The sequence below is a fragment of the Corynebacterium sp. UMB8791 genome, from assembly GCF_054166365.1.
Map to the genome: position 1 here is coordinate 1 of NZ_JBSZCG010000108.1, position 13,612 is coordinate 13,612.

Below are 13,612 nucleotides of genomic sequence, written 5' to 3' on the forward strand. Positions count from 1 at the left end.
GTGTTTGTAGTTGCGACAGCTGGCCACGTCGACCATGGAAAGTCCACCCTGGTCAAAGCGCTTACCGGAATGGAACCGGACCGCTGGGAGGAAGAGAAAGACCGGGGGCTCACGATCGACCTCGGGTTCGTGTGGACCAACGTCGATGGCGAAGACATCGCGTTCGTGGACGTCCCCGGGCACGAGCGCTTCATCGCGAACATGCTCGCGGGTGTTGGGCCAGTCACGGATGTCTTGTTTGTCGTCGCTGCGGACGAGGGCTGGATGCAGCAAACATTGGATCACCGGGACGCTATCGACGCGTTCGGCGTCCAGCACGGTGTTATCGCGATGACACGGGTGGATAAGGCGGATGCTGGGCGTCGACAAGCTGTGGCTGAAGAAACTCGACGGAATGTCGCTGGTACCAGTATGGAGCGTTGGCCTGTCGTCGAAGTTTCTGCCAAGACGGGCGAGGGGGTTGAAGAACTCAGGAGCGCGCTTGTGACGATGCTGCGGCAACAGCCGACGGCGGACCCTGCCGGGCGAATCCGGATGTGGGTCGACAGGGCGTTTCACATCAAAGGCGCCGGCACCGTTGTTACGGGGACGCTCACCAACGGAACAATTCAACCTGGGCAGACGCTGACGCTACAGACCGCTGCAGGTCAACGCGAAGTCACCGTGCGTGGTATCCAGTCGGAGGACACCGCAGTTGAAGAAGCCAAGCCGACGATGCGCGTCGCGCTCAACCTTCGCGGAGTGAGCGTCGACGAAGTTTCGCGTGGCGCGGCGCTGTGCACGCCAGAGAAGTGGCACACGACCTCTGTGGTGGATGTGCGCCATACCCACGGGGCTGCACTGAACGACGTGCCGCAGGAGGTTGTGGTGCACGTCGGTACTGCAGGAGTCAGCGCGAAAGTGCGACCGTTCGGTGCAAAGCACGCCAGGCTCATCCTCGAGCACGACCTGGTGCTGAGCATCGGGGACCGGTTGGTGCTGCGAGGCTCCGGTGCGCAGCAAATTCTCGGCGGGGTAGAGGCTATCGACGTCGACCCGCCCGCCCTTCCTCGGCGCGGCGACGGGCGGAGGCGCTCGGCGCAGCTTGAGGAGCTGCCGGATATCAACGTGGAGATCGCCAGACGGGTGGCAGTGCGGCCAGAACTGTTGGCAAGCCTTGGATTTGAGGTCGGCGATAAGCCTCCGCAAGGTACCGTGGCGTTTGCCGGGTACTGGATCCGCGCGCAGCAGGTAATGGAGTGGAAAGACACGTTGCTGCAGGCATTGCAAGCACGCCTTGCGGCGCATCCACTGTCGGCTGGGTTAGCTACTGGCGCGGCCGTGGAAGCTCTGCATCTGCCAGACGCGAAGCTGTTGCCGCTTGCTGTCGCCGCTGCGAAACTCAACACTCGCGACGGGTACGTCTGCAACACCTCCGAGGTCGATCTCGGGGAGGCAGAGCCAGGGGTCCAGAAACTCGAGGCGCAGCTTCTTGCCCATCCATTTAAGGCGCCCGAGGCGCGCGATCTCGAACAGCTCGGCCTGGGGGCGAAAGAGCTTGCGGCAGCGGAGCGGGCCGGAAGGATTCTACGACTCGGTGGCGGCGTAGTCGTTGCCGCAGATGCGATCACGCTTGCAACTGCGAGGCTGCGGGACTTGCCTCAGCCTTTCCGCACGACGGACGCGCGCCAGGCGCTCGAGACGACCCGCCGCGTTGCCATCCCGCTGCTCGAGCTTCTAGACGCACGCGGAATCACCCGCCAGATAGAGGCGGGTGTTCGAGTGCTGACGTAGCAGCCTCGTTCGGCTGTTCTAGTGTTCGTGCTCGTCTGCGTCCGCGTCGGCCTTCGTCTCGTGGACAGTGCCAGGCTTATGCTCTGGAGCGGCGTAGATTGAGTACACCTTCGCCGGGGCGTCGGACTCGTTCACGAAGTTGTGCCACTGGCCAGCAGGAACGAACGCTGCGTCATCGTCGCCGATGACCTTGTCAACAGTCAGATTATCTTCGGATGGGCCGATCATCGCGCGCAGCTCGCCGGATTCGACGCGAATGAACTGGTCGTGATCGTCGTGAATCTCTGCGCCAATCTCGCCACCTGCTGGGATGCTCATGACCGTCAGCTGAAGGTGCTTTCCGGTCCACAGAGTGTCACGAAATGCATCGTTATCAAGCGTTGCCTGCTCAATGTCGAACGTAACTGGGTTCGGCCCGTGGTCAGTGCGCAAAATCTTGGACATGATTCCTCCTCGCAAATAGGTTCGGTTTCACTCCACAGCATAGCGCGCTTTAGGGCTTGCGGTGCCGGCCTGCGTCTTGGCTGCGGCGCCGCCGTGCTTTTTGAACCTCGGTCAGGTAATCGCCGTCGTCGCTGCTAGGGGGCTCAGCAGTAGCTGTCTCAGCAAGTATCGACGCCTCTTCGTCCTCCACGACGTCGATGTCCACCAGCGGTGCAGGCTCAGCACCCTGAGTGTTCGTTCTCGGCCGGGTAGGAACTGCGGCACGGGAACGGTCAACGGTGACAGCCCACGAGCCGTCGGGGAACTGAACCGTCTCGAATTGTTTCCCACCGTCCGGGCCAGAGTGCGTGAGGTCAGGCACGTGCAGCCACATCGGGTCTGCTGCGTCTGAATAATCAGCAATGTCGAGGGCCGCCATGCCATCCAAGAAAAATGCGCGGGCGACTATACATCCGTTGTCGGGCGAAGGGGCGTCGAGAAGCATGGCACGAACATCGTCAAGGTCAGCTGCCGAGACGCAGCCGAGCACGCGCTCGCCCAGCGTAACTACGACGTCGGTGTCGCCCGCGGTTTGTAGTCCAACAAACCATTGGCCTGGCGCCAGGCTTGCGAGTTGCTCCGCGCTGAACTCGCCTCGCTCCGTATTGATGATCGCCATGTCACCGCTTGGCAGCACAAGGCAATCAGGACCCGCATTGTTGCGGGGGACAGCGAGCTGAGGCGGTGGCAAAATCACATCGACGGCGAACTTGCCGTGCTCAGCATCGAACTTCACCGCAGCCAACGTCATCGGTAGCAGCTGCGACTGATGGATTCGCTCCATGTCGACGTAACGGGCTCGGTCGAATTGAGCAATCTCTCCAAGAACACCGGCGCCGAGCCTCCGTACCCGCCAGTTTTCCTCGACCGCGTTTGGCTCGAGCACTACCGGCACGTATGACGTGTGGCGCGTGCCGCCGAATTCAGCAAACAAAGGCGACTGCACGACGTCAATGACGGTCACCTCCTCGCCGGCGCCCCACGTCGATGGCGCAAGCGGGTACACGGGGAGAGAGAGTTCCACAGCGTCATACTCCTATCTGCATCCAAAAAGTCACAACCTCATTGCTGCGGCCAGCGCCGCGGGGCCTGTTCAACAGGCGGTGGGGGAGCAGCGCCAAACCATGCGATTACAACACCCGCGACCGTGACACACAAGATACCTAACACCAGATGGGGAGTGAGCACGTCACCGCGAAACACCACGCCGAGAACCGTGCCCAGCACCGGCTCCATCGCGAACAACGTGCCGACAATCTGCGCCGATGTAAACCGTGCAGCCAGCGTGTCCGCCATATAGGGGATGACGACGCCAACGAAGCCCGCCAACGTCAGGAGCATCCAGCTATGCGCATCGAGCTTGACTGCATCATGAATTGAAAAAGGCAACGTAAGCAGAGCTGCGATCGTGATTGCGATTGCAAGCTCTCCCATTCCACCCGAGGACTTGCCCACCTTTTCCGCGAAGATTGTGTAGAGCGCGCAGAACGCGGCGCCGCACAACGCGAACACCACTCCCAGGGGATTGAGCCCCGACGAAGGCCCAGCAATCAATACAACCCCGGCGAGAGCAACCAGCGCCCACAGCCGAATCCACCATTGCCGAATACCAAAAAATGTCACGCAGCACGGGCCCAAGAAATCGATAGTGATTGCAGCACCCAGGGGGATACGCGCGATAGCTGCGTACAAAAACTGATTCATCAGCGCGATCGACGCGCCGAAGATGAATGCCTGCTTCCACTGCTCTTTCGACATCTCACGGGGGTTCGGCCGAAAAAGTACGAGAAGAATAACGGCGCCCAGCAAGAAGCGCAGTGTTGAGATGCTGACGGTACTAGCGACGACGAACAGGGAAGCAGCTAGCAACGCGGAGACCTGATTACCCAAGGACCCAACGAAGATAAGGCCGATGGGGCGAACCAACGTACGGGTCGAGCGCGCTGCCATGGAATCTTCCCCTTACCGGACGCGCCGAATCGCGGACACCACACCGACCACGATCAGGCCAACTACCAGGCCCGCGGTCAGAGAAATCCCAGTCTCCACGAACCAACCAAGGACACCGTTATGCACGGCGTTCACAGCGCGTTCGATTACCTCATGGATCACATGCAGTCCAAAGACCTCGTCGAGGCCCCGAAGGATGAGGTGGCCTCCGACCCACAACATCGCCACGGTGCCGATCACACCGATCGCCGAAAGCACAACGGGCATTGACTTCACCATCGCGTGGCCCAGTCTCGCTGCACGATCGCGCTGAATCATTGCACGGCCAATGTCATCGATCTTGACCAGGAGTGCCACTGCACCGTAGACCGCAAGGGTGATAAAAATGCCCACTGCGATGAGCACCGCAGCTTCCATCCAAATAGATTGATCCGCCACCTCGTCAAGGGAGATGATCATGATCTCCGCACTTAAAATGAGGTCTGTTCGAATTGCGCTTTTCACCAGTGCGTCTTCGTCCTGAGCAGTACGGTGTACGGCCGCCTCTTCGTCAGCCTCAACATCACTGGTCAATTTGTGCACGATCTTCTCGGCGCCCTCGAAACATAAATATGTGCCACCAATCATCAAAATTGGCACCAGTGCCCACGGCGCAAACGCGTTGAGTGCCAACGCGATCGGCAAAATGATGAGCAGCTTGTTCCGTAGTGAACCTTTCGTGATCTTCCAGATCATTGGAAGTTCGCGCGCCGGGGTGACGCCGGAAACGTATTGGGGCGTGACGGCGGCGTCGTCGATGACGACGCCTGCAGCTTTGGCGGACGTTTTCGCCGTGAGGGAAGCCACATCGTCCGCAGAAGAAGCTGCGGTTCTGGCAATGAGGGCGACGTCGTCAAAGAGGGCGAGGAGACCTCCGGCCATGTGTATTTCCCTTCCTAGGAATCGTTGCGGTGGGCGACCGAAAGTCTACACGGCGCTCTCTAGATACCTTTGTGCGCTCAAGGGCGAAGGAGCTGTGAAAAGGCTGTCAGTAAGCACCCCCAAAAGTGTAGAACCATGTCAGAAACCTGAATTATTTACCAATGTCGCAGTCTTATGTGGTGGAATAGAATGCATCTCATCAAGTGTGATGTAGTCCACTTGAGTGGAGGTAATTGAAGCTAGCTAACAACAATCTGAAGGAGGCGCTGTGCGTACAGTAAAAGCTGCAGCGATCTTGGCGGTAGGAACCCTCACACTCGGATTGGCTGCGTGTGGTGGATCCGGCAACGACGAGGCCGCAAGCGGTCAGGGTGAGTCGACCGGTGGCGACAACTATGTACTGGCATACGGCACCGAGCCGCAGAACCCGCTGATCCCGGGCAACACGAATGAGGTCGGTGGCGGACGCATCATCGACGAGATCTTCTCTGGCCTCATCTACTACGACACTGAGGGTAAGACCCATAACGACCTTGCAGAGTCCATCGACCTTGAGGGCGACACCCTCTACAAAGTCACGCTGAAGGACGGCGTGAAGTGGCAGGACGGAACTCCAGTTACGGCGAACGACTTTGTTGACGCATGGAACTACATCGTTGCGAATTCGCTGCTCGGCGAGAGCTTCTTTGAATCCATCAAGGGCTACGACCCAGAGGGCGTGCCAACCCTTGAGGGCCTCAACGTCATCGACGACAAGACCTTTACCATCGAGCTGAGCCAGCCTGAGGCAGACTTCCCAACCCGCCTCGGCTACTCCGCGTTCTTCCCAATGCACCCTTCGGCGTTCGAAGACATCGACGCCTACGGTGAGAACCCAATTTCCAACGGCCCGTACAAGCTGGCGGAGTGGAACCACAACCAGGACGCAACCATCGTTCCGAATGAGGAGTACGCCGGCGACAAGAAGCCGCAGAACGACGGCGTGACTTTCGTCTTCTACGCACAGCAGGATGCTGCATACGCTGACCTGCTCGCGGGCAACCTGGACGTCCTCGACGCTATTCCAGATTCCGCATTCGCAAGCTACGAAACGGAGTTGGGTGACCGCGCAGTAAACCAGCCGTCGGCTATCTTCCAGTCCTTCACCATTCCGGAGAACCTGGAGCACTTCAACGGTGAGGAAGGACAGCTGCGTCGTCAAGCCATCTCGATGGCGATCGACCGCGACGAGATCACGAAGACGATCTTCCAGGGCACCCGCACCCCGGCGACCGACTTCACCTCGCCAGTCATCCCTGGCCACTCTGACTCGCTCAACGGGGCAGAGGTACTCGAGTACAACCCAGAGGAAGCAAAGCGCCTGTGGGCTGAAGCAGACAAGATCAAACCATTCACCGGCGAGTTCTCCTTGTCCTACAACGCTGATGGCGGCCACCAGGCATGGGTCGATGCAGTTGCAAACTCCATCCGCAACACCCTTGGCATCGATGCAGTTGGCAACGCATACCCAGACTTCAAGTCCCTGCGTGATGACGTCACGAATAGGACCATCAAGGGCGCATTCCGTACCGGCTGGCAGGCAGACTACCCATCGCTGGGTAACTTCCTGAGCCCGCTGTACGCCTCCAATGGTGGTTCCAACGACGGTGACTACGCTAACCCTGAGGTGGACAACCTGCTGAAGGAAGCCGCTGCTGCAGGCGACGTCGAAGCCGCTACACCTATCTACAACAAGGTGCAGGAGCAGCTCCTGAAGGACTTGCCGGCAGTTCCACTGTGGTACGCGAACGTCAACGGTGGCTCCTCGGAGAACGTTGAGAACGTCGCGTTCAACTGGAAGTCCGTTCCGGTGTACACGCAAATCACCAAGAAGTAACAAAACCCCTACGCTCTGACCCATCCCACCCCGCCTGCGTACAAGCATGCGGGGTGTTGGGTTTGGGTGCGTCCATAAGCTCATGTTCAAAACGAAGAATTAAGGAGAGCCTGCAACCATGTTGCGATATATCGGGCGACGGCTCCTTCAGATGATTCCCGTGTTCTTTGGGGCCACGCTGCTGCTCTATGCGCTGGTGTTCCTCATGCCCGGTGATCCTGTCCAGGCCCTCGGCGGCGATCGTGGCTTGACCGAGGCCGCGAGAGCGCGCATTGAAGCCGAATACAACCTCGATAAACCTTTCATCGTCCAGTACCTGCTCTATCTGAAGGGCATTATGGTTGGCGACTTCGGAAAGACTTTCTCTGGCCAGCCCGTCGCCTCTGTGATGGCAAATGCGTTTCCGGTAACCATCAAGCTCGGCCTGATGGCACTCGCGTTTGAGGCGTTCTTCGGCATTCTCTTCGGATTCTTCGCAGGAATCCGCCGCGGTGGAATTTTTGATTCGACCGTGCTGGTTGTGTCCCTGTTCGTAATCGCAGTGCCGTCCTTTGTCATCGGCTTCGTGCTGCAGTACCTCGTGGGCGTGCGGTGGGGCTTGCTCCCCGTAACAGTGGGCAGGAATGAGTCTTTCATTGCCTTGTTGATGCCTGCCGTCGTGTTGGGTGCCTTATCGTGCGCGTACGTGATTCGATTGACCAGACAATCCATCAGCGATAACCTCCGCGCGGACTATGTGCGCACCGCACGTGCTAAGGGTCTGTCTAAGGGCACAGTGATGTCCCGCCACGTGCTGCGAAACTCCCTCATTCCAGTGGTGACGTTCTTGGGCGCTGACCTCGGCGCGCTCATGGGCGGTGCGATTGTGACAGAAGGCATCTTCGGCATCAACGGTGTCGGTGGCACGATCTACCAGGCCATCATTAAAGGTGAGCCCGCGACAGTCGTGTCCTTTACCACCGTGCTGGTGATCATCTACATCGTTGCCAACCTGATAGTTGACCTGCTCTACGCAGTACTTGACCCAAGGATCCGCTATGCATAACTCTCAAGATCTCACAGCAGCTGCCCGCGCTGGGCAGGAGTATTTCATCGCGGAAACGGACGAAACCGGACTCGGTGCTGTTGACGCAGTACAGGACGAGTCCGCTCCCACAAGTCAGTGGGGAGAGGCCTGGCGCGCGTTGCGACGCCGTCCTCTGTTTTGGGTATCCGCACTCCTGATTTTGTTCGCCATTCTGCTTGCCCTGGTGCCGGGCCTGTTTACTAGCGTGGACCCGCGTGAGTGCATGTTGTCTCGCTCACTTGGCGCGCCGGAGTCCGGTCACCCGTTTGGCTTTGACCGTCAAGGCTGCGACATTTACGCTCGCACAATTTATGGTGCGCGTGCATCGGTCACAGTCGGTGTGCTTACTACGATCGTCGTGACGGTCCTAGGTTCGCTGATCGGCGCGATCGCCGGTTTCTACGGCGGTATCTGGGACACCTTGCTGTCTCGCCTGACGGATATCTTCTTCGCTGTACCACTCGTGCTGGCAGCGATCGTGGTGATGTCCATGTTCCAGAACCAGCGCTCCATCTGGATGGTGGTGTTCGCGCTCTCTATGTTCGGTTGGACACAGATCGCGAGAATCGCGCGAGGCGCGGTGATGGGCGTGAAGAACGACGAGTTCGTCACCGCGGCACGCGCGCTCGGAGCGAGTGACGTGCGGATTATCTTCTCGCATATCTTGCCCAACGCGGCAGCACCGATCATTGTGTACGCCACCGTCGCGCTGGGTACGTTCATCGTCGCAGAGGCAACGCTGTCGTTCCTTGGCATCGGTTTGCCGACGACAGTCGTCTCGTGGGGCGGCGACATTTCTGCTGCACAGGCCTCCCTGAGGACCCAGCCCATGGTGCTGTTCTACCCTGCAATTGCTTTGGCACTGACAGTGCTGAGCTTCATCATGATGGGTGACGCCGTACGCGACGCCCTTGACCCTAAATCGAGGAAACGATGAGCGAGTTACAAGATCAACCGCTACTCGAGATAGCGGACCTGAAAGTTACATTCGAGTCGACTACCGGTGTTGTCGAAGCGGTGCGTGACTTTGACTTGACGGTGTACCCAGGTCAGTCGATCGCTATCGTGGGTGAGTCCGGATCGGGAAAGTCCACTGCAGCGATGTCCATCCTGGGATTGTTGCCCGGAACAGGCAAGGTCACCAATGGTTCCATCAAGCTCAACGGTGAAGAGCTCACCGAGCTTGATGAGAAGGGGTGGCAGAAGGTCCGGGGTAACAAAATAGGGCTTGTACCGCAGGACCCGATGAGCAACCTCAACCCAGTGTGGAGGATTGGCACACAGGTAGAGGAGTCCCTTCGCGCAAACCATGTGGTGGAGGGCTCTGAACGCCACGCGCGCGTCGTCCAACTGCTCGAGGAAGCGGGACTTCCAGAGGCCGAACGCCGCGCCAAACAGTACCCGCACGAGTTCTCGGGTGGTATGCGACAGCGTGCGCTCATCGCTATCGGTCTCGCGGCACGCCCAGAGTTGTTGATTGCCGACGAGCCAACATCCGCGTTGGATGTGACGGTGCAGAAGAAGATTCTCGACCACCTGGAGGCGCTGACGGAGGAACTCGGCACAGCGCTGCTGTTCATCACGCACGACTTGGGACTGGCCGCCGAGCGCGCGGATCACCTGCTAGTCATGCACCGCGGACGCATCGTTGAGAAGGGGCCGAGCCTGCAGATTCTGCGCAACCCGCAGCACCCGTACACGAAGCGCCTCGTTACTGCCGCGCCTTCCTTGGCATCCGCTCGTATCCAGAGCGCGAAAGCTCAGGGCATTGAGTCCAGCGAGGAGCTCGCCTCGGGTCACCACGACTCCGAAGAAGTGGTGCTGAGCGTGCAGAACTTGGTGAAAGAGTTCGACGTCCGCGGGCAGAAGGGCAAGCAGAAGGTGCTTCGTGCTGTAGACGACGTCACGTTCGATGTTCGCCGTGGCACAACGCTTGCGCTCGTCGGTGAGTCCGGCTCCGGTAAGTCCACGGTGGCGAACATGGCGCTTCGCCTCTTGGAGCCAACGAGTGGCCGTGTCTTGTTTGAAGGACAAGATATCGCGAAGCTTAAAGGGCGCGAGTTGTTTGAAATGCGCCGCAAAATGCAGGTGGTGTTCCAGAATCCATATGGGTCGCTGGACCCGATGTATTCCATTTACCGCTGCATCGAGGAACCGCTGACGCTGCACAAGGTCGGTAACCGAAAGGAGCGCGAGGCGCGAGTCGCCGAGCTGCTTGATCTGGTGCAGATGCCGCGATCGGCGATGCGTCGATACCCGAATGAGCTATCCGGTGGGCAGCGCCAGCGCATCGCAATTGCACGTGCGATGGCATTGGGCCCGGAAGTGATTGTCCTTGACGAGGCTGTTTCGGCGCTGGACGTGCTCGTTCAAAACCAGATTCTCCAGTTGCTGACTCAGCTGCAGGAGGAGATGCGCCTTTCATATCTGTTCATCACTCACGACCTAGCGGTGGTTCGCCAGACTGCTGATGACATCGTGGTGATGCGGCAGGGTAAGGCAGTGGAGCAGGGCCGGGCCGATGACATCTTCGATAACCCTCAGGATCCGTATACACAGAACCTGATTAATTCGGTGCCTGGTCTCAACATTGAATTGGGGGTAGGAGAGTAGGTCCCACCTGCTGATTTGTTTCGTGCGTTACGCCACAATCGCAGCGATGAATACTGCGATTGTGGCGTAGCGTTTAGGGAATGTACAGTATTGTCACAACTTCATACACGGGTGTCTTCGTTGGAGAGAAAAGCGAAGGCTGAGATGCACAAGCGAACCGTTGAACCTGATCCGGGTAATGCCGGCGTTTAGGAAGGAATGTAAGCGTATGAATACGCGTGGAAGCCATTCGTGGCGTGTCATTGATATTGTTACTGCAGCCGTTTTGGGGGTGGCATGCGGGCTCATTTTTTGGATGTGGAACAGCGTCGGGTACGCAGGATTTAAGGCCTTTGATGCGCTCACCCCGGGGCTTGGTGGCCTGTTCACCGGTATCTGGTTCCTCGGTGGCACGCTTGGTGGGTAGGTAATTCGCAAGCCTGGCGCTGCGGTGTTCGTGGAAGTGCTGGCGGCGTCTGTGTCCGCGGTCATCGGAAGCCAGTGGGGGATCGAGACGCTGTATTCAGGATTGGCACAGGGTCTCGGTGCAGAGATCGTGTTCCTGATCTTCGCCTACAAGAAGTTTTCGACGACTGTGGCGGTGCTTGCCGGTATGGGCAGCGCAGTGGGCGCGTTCGTGCTTGAGCTGTTCCTGTCTGCCAACTTCGCGATGGGCCTGGCGTTCAACGTGATTTACCTCAGCTGCATGCTGGTATCGGGCGCGTTGCTTGCTGGTATTGTTGCAAAACTCTTGGTTGATGCTCTGGCTAAGACTGGTGCGCTTGACCGCTTCGGTGCAGGACGCGAGCGGTTCCAACAGGAGGTGTAGCCTCGGTGGCTACGGGGGACCAGGTCATCCAGGCACAGGGCCTGGGCTATAAACACGCGACTCGCCCGAAGCCTGCGTTTACCGGGGTGGACTTGACCGTCTCTCGTGGGGAGCGCGTGCTGCTCACGGGAGACTCTGGCGCTGGCAAGTCAACGCTGCTTGCCGTTTTAGCTGGGTTGGCGGCAGATGGTGAGGAAGGCCAAGTTCTTGGCTCCGTGAGTGTCAACGGCACGGTTGGCATGGTGATGCAGGACCCAGAGGCACAAACGATTTTGACTCGCGTTGGCGACGACGTTGCGTTTGGTGCCGAGAATATGGGGATTCCGCCAGAGGAAATCTGGCCCCGTGTGCGAGCTGCGCTGGATGCAGTGGGCCTGGATGTGCCGTTGGACCACAACACCGCGCACCTTTCTGGTGGGCAGAAGCAGCGACTCACATTGGCGGGAGTATTGGCCATGGGCGCTGACATCATTCTGCTGGATGAGCCGACGGCAAACCTTGACCCGGAAGGGCGCGACGATGTTGTGCGGGCAGTCGATGCCGTGTGTCGCCGCACAGGGGCGACCTTGATTGTGGTGGAGCACCGACCTGCACACTGGGTAGGCTTCGTGGACACGTTCTACCACCTCACCGCGGATGGGCTACAGCGCAGCGGCCCGGATCAGCTCCCAATGCCACCGCAGTTGCCGCCAGCGTTGAAGGTCCCTGCCAGCGCGGTAAGCGCGCTGCGTACTGAGAATCTCCGGGTTGCATTCGGTTCACCCCGCAACATCGCGGTACCAGAGGGCTTTTCTACCGTGATTACAGGCAAGAACGGTGTTGGAAAGACGACGCTAGTGCAAGCGCTCGCTGGGCTCGTCGCGCCACTCAGTGGCACTTTGGAGTACTCGCCGCGGATTCGAAGCGGGCTGACTACACCGTCGCACCGCTGGAAGTCGAAGGACTTGGCCCAACGGATTGGCTATGTGTTCCAGGAACCGGAGCATCAGTTCGTGACCGCGAATGTGCGCGATGAAGTTGCGTTGTCGGGTGCGTCGGCACACCGCGTCGATGAGCTGTTGCAACGACTGAAGCTTGAACACGTAGTAGCAGCAAATCCCTTTACACTTTCAGGAGGAGAGAAGCGCAGGCTTTCGGTAGCGACTGCGCTAGTGAATGCCCCTGAGCTCCTCATTCTTGATGAGCCGACCTTTGGGCAGGATGACAAAACCTTTGTAGAGGTAGTTTCGTTGATCCGTGAGTTGGCCGACGAGGGGAAAACCATCATCTCAATTACTCACGATGAGGCCTTCGTCAGTTCGTTGGGCGACCATATGGAGGAGCTGCGCAACGAGATGAATGCGGAAGGCGGGGTGCGGGAATGAACGTGCTCAATGGGGTGAATCCGGTAACGCGGATTCTGGGATTGGCGTTGCTGACTACACCGCTTATGGTGACGATCGATTGGGTTTCTGCAGTTGTCGCCATTGCGTTTACGCTGGCAGTCGTGCCGCTGTGCGGGCTGTCATTTAGGACGTTTTTCAAACGCGCGTTACCAATTCTTGTTGTTGCCCCGCTCGCGGGTATCCCGATGGCGCTATACGGCCAGTCAGGTGGGGAAACCTACCTTGAGTGGGGTCTCATCCATGTGACGGAGCTGTCCATTTCGCTCGCATTATCAATGGTGCTTCGTGTGTTTGCCATTGCGCTGCCCGTCATTGTGTTGTCTGCGCACGTGGATCCAACGGATCTTGGCGATGGGCTGTCCCAGGTGTTGAAGCTGCCAGAGCGCTTCGTTCTGGGATCAGTCGCTGCGTTTCGTATGTTGACGCTGCTTCGTGAGGATGTTAAGGCGATGCGAATGGCGCGCCGTGCCCGTGGCATTGCTGATACGGGACGCGTGAAGTATTGGTTTTCGTTGGCCTTCGGCTTGCTGGTGATGTCTCTGCGCAGGGCAGGCAAGCTTGCTACCGCGATGGAGGCTCGCGCATTCGGCGGCCCGCAAAAGCGTACGTGGGCTCGAGAGTCGCGGCTTACCAGGCGCGATTGGGTTGTCATGGTTGTATGCATCGCTGTCGCGTGCGTCGCGCTGGGGCTTTCAGTTGCCACTGGGTACTTCCGGCCAGTGTGGAGCGTCTCGTAG

11 protein-coding genes and 1 pseudogene are annotated in these 13,612 nt (G+C 58.9%); 8 read left to right on the forward strand and 4 right to left on the reverse strand.

All coding sequences use genetic code 11. The features are described 5' to 3' along the window. Positions 1–1,773, forward strand: a 1,773-nt coding sequence (gene selB / locus ACXIUA_RS04625; RefSeq protein ID WP_457976254.1) for a selenocysteine-specific translation elongation factor, incomplete at its 5' end; no start/stop codon positions are given. An 18-nt stretch (positions 1,774–1,791) separates the two neighbouring features. Here the strand turns inward: selB and ACXIUA_RS04630 are convergent. The 4 genes from ACXIUA_RS04630 to ACXIUA_RS04645 are packed head-to-tail and all read right to left on the reverse strand — an operon-like array spanning position 1,792 to position 5,127. Then, positions 1,792–2,217: a cupin domain-containing protein gene (locus ACXIUA_RS04630; protein WP_070479414.1), complete on the reverse strand. Its 426-nt coding sequence runs from the start codon at positions 2,215–2,217 to the stop codon at positions 1,792–1,794. Between the two features lie 49 nt (positions 2,218–2,266). Then, positions 2,267–3,280: a hypothetical protein gene (locus tag ACXIUA_RS04635; RefSeq protein ID WP_421629156.1), complete on the reverse strand. Its 1,014-nt coding sequence runs from the start codon at positions 3,278–3,280 to the stop codon at positions 2,267–2,269. Positions 3,281–3,318: 38 nt separating this feature from the next. Then, complete coding sequence (locus tag ACXIUA_RS04640) at positions 3,319–4,206, reverse strand: EamA family transporter (protein WP_070479420.1); 888 nt, start codon at positions 4,204–4,206, stop codon at positions 3,319–3,321. Positions 4,207–4,218: 12 nt separating this feature from the next. Beyond that, positions 4,219–5,127, reverse strand: coding sequence for a DUF808 domain-containing protein (locus ACXIUA_RS04645; RefSeq protein ID WP_070479422.1), 909 nt, complete (start codon positions 5,125–5,127; stop codon positions 4,219–4,221). A gap of 268 nt (positions 5,128–5,395) precedes the next feature. Between ACXIUA_RS04645 and ACXIUA_RS04650 the strand changes: the two genes are divergently transcribed. From ACXIUA_RS04650 to ACXIUA_RS04680, 7 genes and pseudogenes are all read left to right on the forward strand, one after another. Then, on the forward strand, positions 5,396–7,003 hold the full coding sequence (locus ACXIUA_RS04650) for a peptide ABC transporter substrate-binding protein (RefSeq protein WP_070479424.1): 1,608 nt from the start codon (positions 5,396–5,398) through the stop codon (positions 7,001–7,003). A gap of 118 nt (positions 7,004–7,121) precedes the next feature. After that, the gene (locus ACXIUA_RS04655; protein ID WP_070362704.1) at positions 7,122–8,048 is read left to right on the forward strand and encodes an ABC transporter permease; all 927 of its coding nucleotides are present in this window, start codon (positions 7,122–7,124) and stop codon (positions 8,046–8,048) included. Further along, positions 8,041–9,006 carry an ABC transporter permease gene (locus ACXIUA_RS04660; RefSeq protein WP_083290976.1) on the forward strand — a complete coding sequence of 322 codons (966 nt, stop codon included), beginning with the start codon at positions 8,041–8,043 and terminating at the stop codon, positions 9,004–9,006. Before ACXIUA_RS04655 ends, ACXIUA_RS04660 begins: the two co-directional genes overlap by 8 nt. Then, complete coding sequence (locus ACXIUA_RS04665; RefSeq protein WP_457976255.1) at positions 9,003–10,682, forward strand: dipeptide ABC transporter ATP-binding protein; 1,680 nt, start codon at positions 9,003–9,005, stop codon at positions 10,680–10,682. The genes ACXIUA_RS04660 and ACXIUA_RS04665 overlap by 4 nt, the downstream gene beginning before the upstream one ends. Positions 10,683–10,890: 208 nt before the next feature. Then, positions 10,891–11,490 (forward strand): annotated as a pseudogene (locus ACXIUA_RS04670) (ECF transporter S component). Between the two features lie 5 nt (positions 11,491–11,495). Beyond that, the gene (locus tag ACXIUA_RS04675) at positions 11,496–12,854 is read left to right on the forward strand and encodes an ABC transporter ATP-binding protein (protein WP_070362700.1); all 1,359 of its coding nucleotides are present in this window, start codon (positions 11,496–11,498) and stop codon (positions 12,852–12,854) included. Beyond that, positions 12,851–13,612: an energy-coupling factor transporter transmembrane component T family protein gene (locus tag ACXIUA_RS04680; RefSeq protein WP_457976256.1), complete on the forward strand. Its 762-nt coding sequence runs from the start codon at positions 12,851–12,853 to the stop codon at positions 13,610–13,612. The genes ACXIUA_RS04675 and ACXIUA_RS04680 overlap by 4 nt, the downstream gene beginning before the upstream one ends.